13 protein-coding genes are annotated in these 14371 nt (G+C 69.1%); 10 read left to right on the plus strand and 3 right to left on the minus strand.

Features of this window, described 5'->3' with window-relative positions:
- The 3 genes from AC6EI8_RS17230 to AC6EI8_RS17240 all read left to right on the plus strand — a co-directional run.
- A partial coding sequence (locus tag AC6EI8_RS17230; RefSeq protein WP_498382468.1) for an oxamate carbamoyltransferase subunit AllG family protein occupies nt 1–721 on the plus strand: 721 nt, incomplete at its 5' end.
- A 119-nt stretch (nt 722–840) separates the two neighbouring features.
- Nucleotides 841–1605, plus strand: coding sequence for a GTP cyclohydrolase I (folE, locus tag AC6EI8_RS17235; protein ID WP_150084737.1), 765 nt, complete (start codon nt 841–843; stop codon nt 1603–1605).
- A gap of 11 nt (nt 1606–1616) precedes the next feature.
- Nucleotides 1617–2060, plus strand: coding sequence for a BLUF domain-containing protein (locus AC6EI8_RS17240; protein ID WP_149318550.1), 444 nt, complete (start codon nt 1617–1619; stop codon nt 2058–2060).
- A gap of 221 nt (nt 2061–2281) precedes the next feature.
- On the opposite strand, the gene AC6EI8_RS17245 is transcribed toward AC6EI8_RS17240, so the two are convergent.
- Nucleotides 2282–2467: a glycine zipper 2TM domain-containing protein gene (locus tag AC6EI8_RS17245; protein ID WP_053823305.1), complete on the minus strand. Its 186-nt coding sequence runs from the start codon at nt 2465–2467 to the stop codon at nt 2282–2284.
- Between the two features lie 314 nt (nt 2468–2781).
- Here AC6EI8_RS17245 and AC6EI8_RS17250 point away from each other — a divergent pair, with 314 nt between their 5' ends.
- From AC6EI8_RS17250 to AC6EI8_RS17275, 6 genes are all read left to right on the plus strand, one after another.
- Nucleotides 2782–3402: a 2-hydroxychromene-2-carboxylate isomerase gene (locus tag AC6EI8_RS17250; protein WP_498382470.1), complete on the plus strand. Its 621-nt coding sequence runs from the start codon at nt 2782–2784 to the stop codon at nt 3400–3402.
- Between the two features lie 57 nt (nt 3403–3459).
- Complete coding sequence (locus AC6EI8_RS17255) at nt 3460–3975, plus strand: class IV adenylate cyclase (RefSeq protein ID WP_150084739.1); 516 nt, start codon at nt 3460–3462, stop codon at nt 3973–3975.
- Nucleotides 3976–4534: 559 nt separating this feature from the next.
- The gene (locus tag AC6EI8_RS17260; RefSeq protein ID WP_223819856.1) at nt 4535–5713 is read left to right on the plus strand and encodes an ABC transporter substrate-binding protein; all 1179 of its coding nucleotides are present in this window, start codon (nt 4535–4537) and stop codon (nt 5711–5713) included.
- A gap of 113 nt (nt 5714–5826) precedes the next feature.
- Entirely contained in the window at nt 5827–7800 is a 1974-nt protein-coding gene (locus AC6EI8_RS17265; protein WP_226106867.1) for an ABC transporter permease, read from the plus strand.
- On the plus strand, nt 7797–8597 hold the full coding sequence (locus tag AC6EI8_RS17270; protein ID WP_149318544.1) for an ABC transporter ATP-binding protein: 801 nt from the start codon (nt 7797–7799) through the stop codon (nt 8595–8597). The genes AC6EI8_RS17265 and AC6EI8_RS17270 overlap by 4 nt, the downstream gene beginning before the upstream one ends.
- Nucleotides 8594–9310: an ABC transporter ATP-binding protein gene (locus tag AC6EI8_RS17275; RefSeq protein WP_149318543.1), complete on the plus strand. Its 717-nt coding sequence runs from the start codon at nt 8594–8596 to the stop codon at nt 9308–9310. Before AC6EI8_RS17270 ends, AC6EI8_RS17275 begins: the two co-directional genes overlap by 4 nt.
- Before the next feature lie 54 nt (nt 9311–9364).
- On the opposite strand, the gene AC6EI8_RS17280 is transcribed toward AC6EI8_RS17275, so the two are convergent.
- On the minus strand, nt 9365–11626 hold the full coding sequence (locus tag AC6EI8_RS17280) for a hybrid sensor histidine kinase/response regulator (protein WP_498382471.1): 2262 nt from the start codon (nt 11624–11626) through the stop codon (nt 9365–9367).
- Between the two features lie 245 nt (nt 11627–11871).
- On the opposite strand from AC6EI8_RS17280, the gene AC6EI8_RS17285 reads away from it, so the two are divergent.
- On the plus strand, nt 11872–12366 hold the full coding sequence (locus AC6EI8_RS17285; protein WP_149318542.1) for a MarR family winged helix-turn-helix transcriptional regulator: 495 nt from the start codon (nt 11872–11874) through the stop codon (nt 12364–12366).
- Nucleotides 12367–12429: 63 nt separating this feature from the next.
- Here AC6EI8_RS17285 and AC6EI8_RS17290 read toward each other — a convergent pair.
- On the minus strand, nt 12430–14371 hold a 1942-nt coding region (locus AC6EI8_RS17290; RefSeq protein WP_498382472.1), incomplete at its 5' end, for a xanthine dehydrogenase family protein molybdopterin-binding subunit.

Here is a 14371-nt window from a genome sequence, read left to right on the forward strand (position 1 = left end):
CGGTGGCGACGATCTGCATGCGCGTACCGTCGTGGCCAACGCGGCCCTGTGCGAGCGGCTGATCCCGGCGCTGGACACCCTTCCCGACGTGGCGGCCGACGCCACCGGCGAAGCAGACGCGTACGCAGTGGCGCAGATGCTGCGCCAGACGCCGCTGTTTTTTCTGACGCTCTGGATGGCGGCCTGCCACCTGATGCTCGAACGCGCCGCCGATGGCGGCCGCGACGCGGCGTCGACCCTCGTCGTGGCGCTGGCCGGCAATGGGCAGCAGGCTGGCATCCGGCTGGCCGGCCAGCCGCATCGATGGCATACCGCGGCTGCCGCCGCACCGGTCGGGCCGCCGCTGAACGCATCGGCGGCCGCGGCCACCGCCTCGCCGGTAATCGGCGACAGCGGCGTCATCGATGTGTTGGGCTGTGGCGGGCAGGCATTGACCGGAGCGCCGGAGATCGCCACCGTGCTGGCGCCATGGTTGCCGGCCGACTGGCGCAAGCGGTCCGGAACCCTGCTGGCGGGCCGGCATCCGGGCCTGGCGCCGCAAGGGCTGGCCGTGGGCCTCGATGCCGCACGCGTCGCCGCGGGTTGCGAGCCGCTGACCGCAATCGCCATGATCGATGCCGCCGGGGAACGGGGTCTGCTCGGCCGCGGGCTGTTCGTGCCGCCCGCGACCCTGTTCGCGCAGGCCGCGCGGGACATCGCGGCAGCGGCCGGCGAGGCCTGACGCCGCCGGGCCATTGCGGGCGCCGATTTCGCCAGGCAGCGCCAGGTTCGTCCCTGCGCTTGCCGCCACTGTGCCGTCCCCCTATAGTCGGGCCAATGTCCTTCAACTCGGGAAACGGCATGACCACCAGCGATTCCGCTCCGAAACGGCAAGCAGCCGGCGCCTCGACGCCCGTCGTGGCCGACGCGCGCGGCCACGTCGTCGAGCAACCGGTGTCGGAGCGCATCCGCGCCCGGCTTCTCGCCGCGCGCCAGCGCTTCCACGCCAACGACAATATCTCGCGCTTCATCGAGCCGGGCGAGCTCGACCAGTTGTCGAAGGAGGTCGAGAACCGGCTGGCCGACGTGCTGCGCAGCCTGGTGATCGATATCGACAACGATCACAACACGCAGGAGACCGCGCGCCGCGTCGCCAAGATGTACCTGAAGGAGATCTTCGCCGGCCGCTATGTGCATGCGCCGAGCGTGACGGAATTTCCCAATGTCGAGCAGCTCAGCGAACTGATGATCGTCGGTCCGATCCGCGTGCGCAGCGCGTGTTCGCACCACCTGTGTCCGATCATCGGCAAGCTGTGGGTGGGCGTCATGCCGAACCAGCACTCGAACCTGATCGGCCTGTCCAAATATGCGCGGCTGGCCGAATGGATCATGTGCCGGCCGCAGATCCAGGAAGAAGCAGTCAGCCAGATGGCGGACCTGCTGCAGCAGAAGATGAATCCGGACGGCCTGGCCATCGTGATGGAGGCTGAGCACTTCTGCATGCACTGGCGCGGCGTGCGCGATACCGACGCCAAGATGACCAACAGCGTGATGCGCGGCTCCTTCCTGAAGAACGACAGCCTGCGGCGCGAATTCCTGACCCTGCTCAATCTGAACCGCGGCTGAAGGAGGCCATCATGCTTGTTCGTCTGCTTTACGCGAGCCGCGCCCGCCAGCCCGCCGACGAGGATCTGGTCGATACCATCGTCGCCACCAGCATCGAGCGCAATCCGCCGCAAGGCATCACCGGGGTGCTGTGCTACGGCAACGGCGTGTTCCTGCAGGCCCTGGAGGGCGCGCGCGCCGAGGTGTCGGCGCTCTATCACCGGATCGCACAGGACCCGCGGCACGAGGACGTGGTGCTGCTGCACTACGAGGAAATCGCCGAGCGGGAATTCGCCGGCTGGGCGATGGGGCTGGTCGATACCTGCCGCATCAATACCGCGACGCTGCTGAAGTATTTCCCGCGGGCGGAGTTCGATCCGTACCGCACCAGCGGACGCGCCTCGCTGGCGCTGCTGGGCGAATTGATCGCCGGGAATGCGGTGGTGGCGCGCAGCGCGGAACGGCCGCGTTATTGAACCGTTGCCGTTTAGGGTTCGATGGCCGCCGAGCGGTCGGTGGTGGCCGTCGCGGGATCGCTAGCCATCGAAGGGGTCGCCGACCATCGACGGCCAGCGAGGGTGAATCAGGCCGCCGCGCGAAGGCAGGGCGGCCCGCCAGCGCCGATCAGGCGCGGGTCATATGCCAGTCATGCGCCGGTGATGCGCCGGTGACGCGCCGGTGTGCGCCGGCCAGGCTGTCAGTCCTTGCCGAGCTCGTGGCCGATATAGCCGCCCACCGCTGCGCCGCCGATGGTGCCCCACGGGCTGCCGTCACTGACCTCGTGGCCGATTGCGCCGCCGGCAACCGCGCCGCCCAGCGTACAGCCCTGCATCGAGATGGTCATCGCGCCCGCCGCAACGAGCGTCGCTATCAGCTTCCACATGATGATCTCCTGAGCGGCGTGGTTGCCGCCTGATGCGTCCAGCTTAGGCCCCGCCGGCGCGGCGTCGATTCGGCCCCGGGCTGAATTGCCTGTAGGAAACGGACGACACTCCGGGCGGCGGCCGTGTCACAGTCGGCGCCCGCTTCTGTTCCGCTTGTGCCCTGCTTGTGCCCTGCTTGTGCCCCGCTCGTGCGCCGCTTGTGCGCCGCCGCATGCCGCGCCGGCATGCTGGCCATGCCGAGGCCGCGCTTGAGCGGCACCGGGACTCCGCGCGATCATCGTGGCGTCGCTGCAGCGCCCCACGAGGAGACACGATGTCGGCCGCGCCCCCACCCGCCCTGGAGTTCTGGTTCGAGTTCGGCAGCAACTACAGCTACCTGAGTGCGATGCGTATCGAGCCGCTGGCCGCCCGGCACGGCGTCGCGCTGGCGTGGAAGCCCTTCCTGCTCGGCCCGGTGTTCGCCGCACATGGCTGGGAAGGCTCGCCCTTCGTGGTGCAGCGCGCCAAGGGCGCCTACGCGATGATCGACACCGCCCGCCAGTGCGCCAAATACGGCCTGCCATGGCGGCAGCCGAGCCAGTTCCCGCGCCGCGCGCTGCTGCCGATGCGCGTGGCGCTGCTCGGCGCCGAGGAGCCTTGGATCGGCGCCTATTGCCGCCGCATCATGCGGATGAATTTCGCCGAAGACCGCGATATCGACAATCCCGAGGCGGTCGGCGAGGCCCTGGCCGAGCTGGGTTTGCCGGCCGACGCGCTGCTGTCCGCCGCGGTGCTGCGGCAGAACAAGGAGGCGCTGCGCGCGCAGACCGAACGGGCGCTGCACCGCGGTATCTTCGGCGCGCCGACCTTCTTCGTCGGCGAGCAGATGTTCTGGGGCAACGACCGGCTGGAAGACGCGCTGGCGCTGGCCATCGGGCAGGCCGCGAATGCCTGAGCGCGCGAGGCGGGCCGGGCTGGGCACGGGGGGCACGCGTGCTACCATCGTCGCCCCATGCCGACCAATATCGAAATCAAGGCCCGCGTCGACGACCGCGACGCCCTGGCGCCCCTCGCGGCCGAACTGGCCGATCACGGTCCCGAGCTGCTGCAACAGGACGACACCTTCTTCCATTGCGGCAACGGCCGCCTCAAGCTGCGCGCGTTTCCGTCGGGACGGGGCGAGCTGATCTTCTATCGCCGCGCCGACGACAGCGGTCCCAAGCCCAGCCACTACCAGATCGTGCCGACCGCCGAGCCGGACCAGCTGCGCGCCGCGCTGTCGGCCGCCTACGGTGAGGCCGGGCGCGTGCGCAAGGCCCGCATCCTCTACCTGATCGGCCGCACCCGCGTGCATCTGGACCGCGTCGAGGGACTGGGGGACTTCCTCGAACTGGAGGTGGTGCTGCGCGACGGCGAAGCGCCCGAGCACGGCGTGGCCGAGGCGCACGCGCTGCTGGGCAAGCTGGGCATCGACGCCAGCCGGCTGGTGCCGACCGCCTATGTCGATCTGCTGCGCGCAAGGGGCTGATCCCGCCCGGCTTTTCGCAGAGGGCTTGATTGCCGCGCCGCTTTCCTGCCCTTCCTCGCCGACTGCGTCGTTGCCTGCCTTGTTCGCCGATCTCCCGCGCCGCACCGCCTCCCCGCCGGTGCCATTCCCGTGAACACCCTGATTTCCACCCGCTTTGATGTAGTACATACTGAACGTCCATTCGGTAAACACTACATCAATGGCGGGGCCCGGAAGCACCACGCCGCGCCGCGGCCGGACGTATCCGCCGCGGAACGAGCGCGAAGCCGCTTGCCGTGGCATGCTTGCACGGTTCGGCGTGGGCAGCCGCTGGCCCGTTCCTTGCGTCAAACCGGCCGCTGCGATTTATGTAGTGAATCCTGAATGAAAACAGTGCGCGGCGCACCGCCCGGGCGGGGCGCCACGCACCAGCGCTGTGCCGTCCCTGTGCCGGGCCTGCGCCGGCGCGCCTTGCCGTTCCACCGTCCATCTCCGCCAACCGGCGACTCGCTTCAGCAAAGGAAGAACGATGCACAACCGAATCCGCCCCCAACGACGACTGCGCCGCGCCACCGCTGCCATGGCAGTCACCGTGTCGGCGCTGCTCGGCAGCGCCGCGGCGCTGGCGCAGAACACCATCAAGATCGGCGAGATCAACAGCTACAAGGCGCAGCCGGCGTTCCTCGAGCCGTACAAGCGCGGCTGGGAAATGGCGGTGGACGAGGTCAATGCGGCGGGCGGGGTGCTCGGCAAGAAGCTGGAGGTGGTATCGCGCGACGATAACGGCAATCCCGGCGACTCGGTGCGGGTGGCCGAGGAACTGGTGGCGCGCGAGCGCGTGGCGCTGCTGTTCGGCGGCTTCCTGTCCAACACCGGATTGGCGCTGACCGACTACGCCAAGCAGCGGCGCGTGTTCTTCCTCGCCGCCGAGCCGCTGACCGACAAGATCGTCTGGCAGAACGGCAACCAGTACACCTACCGGCTGCGCCCGTCGACCTATATGCAGGTCGCGATGCTGGTGCCCGAGGCGGCCAAGCTGAAGAAGAAGCGCTGGGCCATCGTCTATCCGAATTACGAGTACGGCCAGTCGGCGGTCGCGACCTTCAAGAAGCTGCTGAAGCAGGCGCAGCCCGATGTCGAGTTCGTTGCCGAGCAGGCGCCGCCGCTGGGCAAGGTCGACGCCGGCTCGGTAGTGCAGGCGCTGGCGGACGCCAAGCCCGATGCGATCTTCAACGTGCTGTTCGCCGCCGACCTCGGCAAGTTCGTGCGCGAGGGCAATACGCGCGGCCTGTTCGAGGGGCGCGAGGTCGTGTCGCTGCTGACCGGCGAGCCCGAATACCTCGATCCGCTGCGCGGCGAGGCGCCGAAGAACTGGGTGGTCACCGGCTACCCGTGGTACGCGATCGATACGCCCGAGAACAAGAAGTTCGTCGAGGCCTACCGCAAGAAGTTCAACGACACGCCGCGCGTCGGCTCGGTGGTCGGCTACGCCGCGGTCAAGTCGATCGCGGCCGGGCTGCAGAAGGCCGGCACCACCGACAGCGACAAGCTGGCCGCCGCGTTCTCCGGCCTGCGCGTCGACACGCCGATGGGGCAGATCGTCTACCGTCCGCAGGACCATCAATCGACGATGGGCGCCTACGTCGGCCGCACCGGCGTGCGCGACGGCAAGGGCGTGATGACCTCGTTCGTCTATGTGGACGGCGCCAAGGTCCAGCCGAGCGACGCCGAAGTGAAGGCGATGCGGCCGGCGCAATAACGGCGATGCAACCACGCCGACGCAATCGGGCCGATGCAACAGGCCGGTGCAAATAAGGCCAATGCAGTAAGGCCAATGCAATAAGGCCGGCGCGTCCCGGCTGGAGTCGACACATGACACTGACAAGCTTGCTGGTCCAGCTGCTGAACGGCCTGGCCGAAGCCTCGACGATGTTCCTGGTGGCCGCCGGGCTGTCGCTGATCTTCGGCGTCACGCGCATCGTCAATTTCGCGCACGGCTCGTTCTTCATGCTGGGCATCTATCTGTCGTACACGGTGGTCAGCCGCATCGGCGAAACCGCCGCCGGTTTCTGGGGCGGCGTGCTGGTGTCGGCGCTGCTGGTCGCCGCGATCGGCGCGCTGGTCGAATGCGTGATCCTGCGGCGCATCTATCAGGCGCCGGAGCTGTTCCAGCTGCTGGCGACCTTCGCGCTGGTGCTGGTGATCAAGGATGCGGCGCTGTTCGTCTGGGGACCGGAAGACCTGTTCGGCCCGCGCGCCCCGGGCCTGAGCGGCGCGGTGGAGATACTGGGCCAGCGCTTCCCGCAATACGACCTGGTGCTGATCGCGATCGGCCCGCTGGTGCTCGGCCTGCTGTGGCTGCTGCTGACGCGCACGCGCTGGGGCACGCTGCTGCGCGCGGCGACGCAGGATCGCGAGATGGTCGGCGCCCTCGGCATCAATCAGGCCTGGCTGTTCACCGGCGTGTTCGCGCTGGGCTGCTTCCTTGCCGGACTGGCCGGCGCGCTGCAGGGTCCGCGTGTCCCGGCCAACCTGGCACTGGATCTGGAGACGATCGGCAACGCCTTCGTCGTCGTCGTGGTCGGCGGCATGGGCTCGATTCCCGGTGCCTTCCTCGCGGCGCTGCTGATCGCCGAGATCAAGGCGCTGTGCATCGCGCTCGGCACGGTGTCGTTTGGCGGCGTCGAGATCGCGCTGACCAAGATGACACTGGTGGTCGAGTTCCTGGTGATGGCGGTGATCCTGGTGGTGCGGCCATGGGGACTGCTGGGCAAGCCGCAGGCGCCGTCGCGCAATGGCGCCGAGCTGGAGGCGCCGATGCGCGCGCCCGGCAAGGCGGTCAAGCTCGCCGGCGCGCTGACCGTCGCGGCGCTGCTGCTGGTGCCGGTGCTGGCGCAGGCCTATCCGTACCTGACCGTGCTGCTGGTCGAGATCCTGATCGCTGTGCTGTTCGCCGCCAGCCTGCACTTCATCATGGGGCCGGGCGGCCTGCATTCGTTCGGCCATGCCGCCTACTTTGGCCTCGGCGCGTATGCCGCCGCGCTGCTGCTGACCAAATGGCAGCTGCCGATGGAGGCCACGCTGCTGCTGGGGCCGCTGGTCGCCTGCATTGGCGCGGTGGTGTTCGGCTGGTTCTGCGTGCGGCTGTCGGGCACCTATCTGGCGATGCTGACGCTGGCCTTCGCGCAGATCGTCTGGTCCGTCATCTATCAATGGGACGGCTTTACCGGCGGCAGCAACGGGCTGCTGGGCGTGTGGCCAGCCGGCTGGCTGTCGTCACCGACCGCGTTCTACTACCTGACCATGGGGCTGTGCTGCCTGTGCGTGCTGGCGCTGCGGCGCGTGCTGTTCGCCCCGTTCGGCTACGCGATGCGGGCCGGCCGCGACTCGGCGCTGCGTGCCGAGGCGATCGGCATCGACGTCAAGCGCGTGCAGTGGGTGGCGTTCGCCATCGCGGGCCTGTTCTGCGGCATGGCGGGCGTGCTGTTCGCCTACTCGAAGGGCAGCATCTCGCCGGAGGCGATCAGCGTCGGCCGCTCGGTCGACGGCCTGGTGATGGTGCTGCTTGGCGGCGTGCAGACGCTGGCGGGGCCGCTGGTCGGCGCGTCGGTGTTCACCTGGCTGCAGGACACCATCGCGCGCGAAACCGATTACTGGCGCGCGCTGCTGGGCGCGACCATGCTGCTGCTGGTGATCCTGTTCCCGGCGGGCATCGTCGGTTCGCTGCGCAAGCGCTTCGGGCGCGAGACGGACCCGGCCGTAGCCGAGCCGGCGGCCGGCGGTGCGGGGGTGGCCGGCGCGTCCTCCTCGTCCTGGCAATCCCCCTCGCTGAAGGAGCCGGCATGACGCTGCTGCAAGTCAGACATCTGGGCAAGGCGTTCGGCGGCGTCAAGGCGGTCAGCGACGTGTCGTTCGACCTGCCCGCCGGCCAGCTGCTGGCGCTGCTCGGCCCGAACGGCGCCGGCAAATCGACCTGCTTCAACATGCTGAACGGCCAGCTGAAGCCGGACCAGGGCTCGATCCGCTTCGACGGGCACGAGATCGCCGGCATGCGGCCGCGCGACATCTGGCGGCTCGGCGTCGGCCGGACCTTCCAGATCGCCGCGACCTTCGGCTCGATGACGGTGGTCGAGAACGTGCAGATGGCGATCCTGTCGCGCGAGCGCAAGCTGTTCCAGCTGTGGCGCCCGGTGCGCGAGCACCATCGGGAGGAGGCGATGGCGCTGCTCGAGCAGGTCGGCATGGCGAGCCAGGCCGAGCGCGCCTGCGGCGTGCTGGCCTACGGCGACGTCAAGCGCGTCGAACTCGCGATCGCGCTGGCCAACCGGCCCCGGCTGCTGCTGATGGATGAGCCGACCGCCGGCATGGCGCCGGAGGAACGCCGCGCGCTGATGGCGCTGACCAGGCAGCTGGTCGTGCGGCACCAGTTGTCGGTGCTGTTTACCGAGCACAGCATGGACGTCGTGTTCGCCTATGCGGACCGGATGATCGTGCTGGCGCGCGGGCAGCTGATCGCCGAGGGCGATGGCGAGGCGATCCGCAACGATCCGAAGGTGCGCGAGGTGTATTTCGGCACCGGCAAGACCTTCGAAAGCCAGGCGGGACAGCGCCGCCCGGCACAGACGCAGGAGGGCTCGGCATGAACGCCGACATGCTGTTGGAAGTCAGCGGCCTGAACGCCTTCTATGGCCGCGCGCACATCCTGTTCGATGTCGGCCTCGAAGTGCGGCGGGGCGAGGTGGTCGCGCTGATGGGCCGCAACGGCGCCGGCAAGTCGACCACGATGAAGGCGCTGATGGGGCTGCTCGACCGCGCGCACGGCAGCATCCGCTTCCGCGGCCGCGACCTGGCGCGTGCCAAGCCGTACCAGATCAGCCGCATGGGCATGGGCTTCGTGCCCGAGGACCGGCGCATCTTCACCGACCTGACGGTGATGGAGAACCTCGAGATCGGCAAGCAGCCGCCGCGCCCCGATGCGGTCGAATGGACGCCGCAGAAGCTGTTCTCGCTGTTTCCCAATCTCGGCGAGATGCCGCACCGTCCGGGCGGCCAGATGAGCGGCGGCGAGCAGCAGATGCTGACGGTGTCGCGCACGCTGATGGGCAATCCCTATCTGGTGCTGCTCGACGAGCCGTCCGAGGGCGTGGCGCCGGTGATCGTCGAGCAGATGGCCAACATGATCCTGGCGCTCAAGCGCGAGGGCATGTCGATCCTGCTGTCGGAGCAGAACCTGCATTTCGCCGAACTGGTCAGCGATCGCGCCTATGTGCTGGAGAACGGCCACATCCGCTATCACGGCACCATGGCGGAACTGGCGGCCAACGACGCGGTGCGGCGCGACTACCTGGCGGTGTAGGGAGCGAGTCGACAGGCGCGCTGGCAAGCGCGCCGGGAAGCGCGCCGCCGCGTCTCAGCGGCCGGTGTCCTCGATCAGGCGCAGCAGCGCATCGGGGCTGACCGGCTTGACCAGATGCTGGCCGAAGCCGGCGGCCTTGCTGCGATCGCGGTCGGTCTCCTGCCCGTAGCCGGTCAGCGCGACGAAGCGGCAGGGGTGCTCGCCGAGCGCTTCGCGCAGCCGGCGCACCAGCTCGTAACCGTCCATCACCGGCAGCCCGATGTCGAGCACCGCGACATCAGGGGCGAAGCGTTCGACGATACGCAGCGCGGAAACCGGGTCGTAGGCGACCTGCACATGGTGGCCGTAGGCCGTCAACAGCTGCGCCAGCGCCTGTACCGAATCGACGTTGTCGTCGACCAGCAGCACGCGGCGCGCATCGCCGGGGGCCACCACGGCGGCAGGTTCCTCGCGGTGCGCAGCGGCGACCAGTGCGGCGCTGGCGTGCGCGGGCAGCCGGATCGTGAATTCGCTGCCGTGACCCGGTCCTTCGCTGGTCGCCGTGACGCTGCCGCCGTGCAACTCGACCAGATTCTTGACCAGCGCCAGGCCGATGCCGAGCCCGCCCTCCGGGCGGTCGATCTTGCGCGGCCCCTGATAGAACAGGTCGAACAGATGGGGCAGCATCTCGGCGGCGATGCCGATGCCGTTGTCGCGCACCTGGATCACGATGGTGCCGTCGGCGCTCTCACCGCTGCCGCTGCCGCTGCCGCTGCCGCTGCCGCTGCCGCTGCCGATGTCGTCTCCGCCTTCATCGTCGCGCCGTGCCGACAGCAGGATCTCGCCGCCGATATCGGTATAGCGCGCGGCATTGGTCAGCAGATTGGCCACTGCCTGCGCGAGCCGCACGGGGTCGCCCTGCCAGACCAGCGTTCGGTCGACATCGACGGTCAGCCGATGGCTGCGCTGCTCCAGCAGCCGGCTTGCCATCTCGACGGCCTTGGTCAGCACGTCGACGAGCTGCACCGTCTCGACCTTCAGTTCGATATTGCCGCGCGTGATGCGCGAGACGTCGAGCAGATCGTCTATCAGCCGCACCAGATGATCGACCTGGCGCTCGATGATGGCCCGCTCGCGCTGGGTCTCGGTGGAGCCGCGCATGCGCATCAGTTGCAGCGCGGTGACGATCGGCGACAGCGGATTGCGCAGCTCGTGCCCCAGCATGGCCAGGAATTCGTCCTTGGCCTGGCTGGCGCGCTCCAGTTCGCGCAGCAGGCGTTCGCGCTGCTGCTCGGCGATCTCGCGCGCGACGCGGTCGCTGGCGTCGCGCGTGAAGCAGCGCGTATAGCGCAGCTTGCCGTCCTCGAAGCAGCCGTTCGAGTGGATCAGCACGGGTTTGATGCTGCCGTCCTTGCAGCGCAGCCTGGCCGGCTGGTCGTACAGCGTCTCGCCCGCCTTCAGGCTGTCGAGGATGTGTTCGATGACCGGGGCGTCGACGTGAAAGTCGGTGATCGGGCGGCCCACATACTCGTCGTAGCGATAGCCGAGCATCTGCAGCTCGGCCTGGTTGGCCCACAGGATGGTGCCGTCCGCCGCCACGCGGTGCACGCCCTCGGCGGCGTTGTCCAGAAAGTCGGTCAGCTCGATCTCGCGCCGGCGCAACGTGGCTTCGGCCTCGCGCAGGCGCTTGACCTCGTTCTCCAGCGCCAGCGCCTTCTGCTGCCATACCGCGGCGCGCAGGGCGTTGTCCTCGATCTCCGGCGGCTTGCCGGCCGCGGTGGCGTAGAAGTGGGTGTGGACGTCGCAGACGCAGCGAAAGTGCCGCGCCTGCTCGTCGCTGTCGAACACGCGATGCGGATACGCGCACAGCAGCTTGAAGCCGTGGCGCCGGATCAGGTCGTTCCACAGTTCCTCTAGCCGCAGCGCAGCGTCGTGCCTGCCCTGCTCGCACAGTAGCGCCACCATCTCGCCGAAAGCGTGCAGCGGCGGAGCACGCCGCGCTTCGGTGGCGACCAGCTCCCCCACACTTGCCAGAAAGCGCTGCTCGTCCGGCCAGCCGTCGACCATGAAACGGTCCAGCGTCGCCTGCGCCGGCAGTGCGACCAGATTGCCGGTGTACCACGGCCGGTCGTCGCGGCCGGGGCCGAGCCCGCGCAACAGCGGCAGCAGGGCGTCCAGGTGTTCTTCGGTGGCGATCAGGATCGCACTGCCGCCGCAGCGCAAGGCCTCGTCGGCGAACTCGCGCACGTCCGCCAGAAGGATCGAATCCTCGTCGTAGAAGCGGACCATGTGGGAGGGCTCGGGCCTGGCCAGATGCCCCGGGATGACGGCTGACATAGAAGCGATGTGGGCGCGCTGCGCCGTGCGGAAGGCCCCATGATACTGCGCGCGCGCCGGCAGGCCGTCAAATCGCACGCCTATTGCCGTGAACCGGACGCGGATTGGACGCGGACCGGCCGCGCATCGGACGCGAACCGCCCGCGAACCAGCCCAGGAAATGCCGGCGAAGGCAGCGCGGAAAGCGGCGGCGAAGGCCCCGTATCGACGCCGTGCCCGATATACTCTGCGCAACACTCCTACCGATGCCGCCACGCAAAGTGTCCACCTCGTCATCCAACAAGAACAAGACGCCGGTCCCTTCGTACGATTTCACCGACCAGGTCGGCCACCTGTTGCGGCGGGCCTATCAGCGGCATGTCGCGATCTTCCAGCAGACCATTCCCGATTCGCAGCTGACCGCGGCGCAGTTCGTCGTGCTGTGCGCGGTCAAGGAGCGGCAATCGTGCTCGCTCAGCGAGATCGTGCGCGCCACGGCGATCGACCAGGCCACGGTGCGCGGCATCATCGAGCGGCTGAAGGCGCGCGAGCTGATCGCGGTGTCGCATGACCCCAGCGACCGGCGCAAGGTGGTGGTCACCGTCACGCCCGCCGGACTGGCGCTGATCGACCAGACGATTCCCTTCGCGCACCAGATCACCGAGCAGACCTTCGGCGACCTGAACCCGGCCGAACGCGTCGCGATCACCTATCTGCTCAAGAAGATGAGCGAGTTCGACGAGCGCGAGCCGGGGGCGTAGCACCAACTCGAACGCGAACGCAAAGGCTGCCGTTCCCGCGAGCGCGGTAACGCAGCCGCTGCTTCAGCCGGCAAGGGCGGAGACACCGGGTCCCCGCATTCGCGCGGGCGACGATTTCCCTGCGGCCTCGGCCAGCGCCGCGCGCACCGATTCCGGCGTGAACGGCGGCCGCCGCAGCCGCAGGCCGGTGGCGTCGAACAGCGCATTGGCCAGCGCCGGCGCGCCCGGCAGCGAGGCGGACTCGCCGGCGCCAAGCGGCGCCTCGTGCTGGCGCGGCATCAGCACCACCGAAATCGGCGGCAGCTCGGGGAAGGTCAGCAGCGGATAGCTGCCCCATTCGCGGCTCGCGACGCCGTCGGCGTGGAACCGCACCTGCTCCTTCAACGAGCGGCTGAGGGTCTGCACAACATTGCCATGCACCTGATGGCGGACGCCGTCGGGGTTGACCATCATGCCGGTGTCCTGGCCGACCACCACGCGCAGCACGCGGATGCTGCCGCTGTCGGGCTCGACCTCCAGATCGACGACCCACGCCGACCAGGCCGCGCCGAAGCCGGGAAACTTGCTGTGGATATAGCGGGCATAGGCGATGCCGCGGCCGCGCAGCCTGCCGTCGGCAGCGGGGATGCCGCGTGTCCCGCGTTCGCCCTCGCGCCAGCCGGCTTCGTTGGCGACCGCGCGCAGCAGGTCCGCCGCACGTTCGTCGGCAAGATGCCGCAGCCGGAAGGCCAGCGGGTCCGCGCCCGCCTCGTGCGCCAGCTCGTCGATAAAGGACTCGTGCGCGAAGGTATTGGGCAGCGCCGATACGCCGCGCAGCCACGCGGCGCGGACGATGGCCGGCGTATCGTCGCAGGCGATGTGCGTATGCGCGTAGTCGTAGGGCGGCACCGCGGTGCGGTCGCCCATTTCCAGCATCCGCGGCGCCGGGTCGATCCTGCCGGTCAGCAGCAGCGCCAGCGTCGGCGCGTCGTTGGACGGATAGCGGCTGACGAAGTCGTAGCCCAGCAGCGCGCCATCGGCGCCAAGCGAGCCCTGCACGTCCATCAGCTGCGCCGCGCCCTTGGGCTCCCACAGATGTTCATGCTCGCGCGACAGCTGCACGCGCACCGGCCGGCCCACCGCGCGGGACAGCAGCACGGCGTCGGCGCAGACGTCGTCCGCGCAGTTGCGGCCATAGCAGCCGGCCGCCTCCATCCGCACGATCTCGATCCGGCTTTCGTCCAGCCCGGTCAGGCGCGACAGGTCGATGCGCAGCACATGGGGGTTCTGCGTGCCGGACCAGACTGTCAGCGCGCTGCCGTCCGCATCGTTGTGCCGTTCTTCGTGCCCTTCGTTCCGCCCATCGTCGCGCTCTTCGTTGCGCTCTTCGTTGCGCCAGTGGGCCACACCGCAGGACGGCCCGATCGACGCGTGCATCTGGTAGGGCCATACATAGCTGCGCTGCAGCGTGGTGGCGGCCTGCTCCCGGGCAAGATCGACATCGCCCTGCGCGCGCAGCTCGCGCCGTTTGGCGGGATTGGCCCGCAGCGCGGGCTCGGGATCGTCCAGCGGCGGCAATGGCGGCGCGGCGCGCCAATGCACGCGCAGCCGGCGCGCCGCTTCGATCGCCTGCTCCTCGCGCTGCGCGACCACGCCGACGAAATCGCCGATCGTCACGACATCGACCACGCCCGGCACGTCGCGGATCGAGTCCCGATCTACCGAAATCAGGCTGCGGCCGACGAAGTCGCCGGCATCGCGTCCCGCATACGGGGGACGGATCACGCGCCCATGCAGCATGCCGGGCACGCGCACGTCATGGACGAAGGTCAGCGCACCGGTGGCCTTGCCCGGAATATCGACGCGCGGCGCGGCCTTGCCGACCACGCGATAGGCGCTGGCCGGCTTGAGCGCGACCTCGTCGGCCAGCGGCAGTTCGATGTGGTCGTCGCCGAGCAGGGCCCCGTAGGACAGGCCGGTTTCGGCGGGCGTATGGCTGTCCGATGGACGGACGCGAACGCGGCCT

It is taken from the genome of Cupriavidus sp. R6-3 (assembly GCF_059772245.1).

Excerpts from the sequence above, each read along its gene's own strand:
- AC6EI8_RS17280 (WP_498382471.1), bottom strand. The coding sequence starts at position 11,626 with ATGTCAGCCGTCATCCCGGGGCATCTGGCCAGGCCCGAGCCCTCCCAC.
- AC6EI8_RS17255 (WP_150084739.1), top strand. The coding sequence starts at position 3,460 with ATGCCGACCAATATCGAAATCAAGGCCCGCGTCGACGACCGCGACGCC.
- AC6EI8_RS17250 (WP_498382470.1), top strand. The coding sequence starts at position 2,782 with ATGTCGGCCGCGCCCCCACCCGCCCTGGAGTTCTGGTTCGAGTTCGGC.
- AC6EI8_RS17285 (WP_149318542.1), top strand. The coding sequence starts at position 11,872 with ATGCCGCCACGCAAAGTGTCCACCTCGTCATCCAACAAGAACAAGACG.
- AC6EI8_RS17265 (WP_226106867.1), top strand. The coding sequence starts at position 5,827 with ATGACACTGACAAGCTTGCTGGTCCAGCTGCTGAACGGCCTGGCCGAA.
- AC6EI8_RS17270 (WP_149318544.1), top strand. The coding sequence starts at position 7,797 with ATGACGCTGCTGCAAGTCAGACATCTGGGCAAGGCGTTCGGCGGCGTC.
- AC6EI8_RS17240 (WP_149318550.1), top strand. The coding sequence starts at position 1,617 with ATGCTTGTTCGTCTGCTTTACGCGAGCCGCGCCCGCCAGCCCGCCGAC.
- AC6EI8_RS17260 (WP_223819856.1), top strand. The coding sequence starts at position 4,535 with ATGGCAGTCACCGTGTCGGCGCTGCTCGGCAGCGCCGCGGCGCTGGCG.
- folE (WP_150084737.1), top strand. The coding sequence starts at position 841 with ATGACCACCAGCGATTCCGCTCCGAAACGGCAAGCAGCCGGCGCCTCG.
- AC6EI8_RS17275 (WP_149318543.1), top strand. The coding sequence starts at position 8,594 with ATGAACGCCGACATGCTGTTGGAAGTCAGCGGCCTGAACGCCTTCTAT.
- AC6EI8_RS17245 (WP_053823305.1), bottom strand. The coding sequence starts at position 2,467 with ATGTGGAAGCTGATAGCGACGCTCGTTGCGGCGGGCGCGATGACCATC.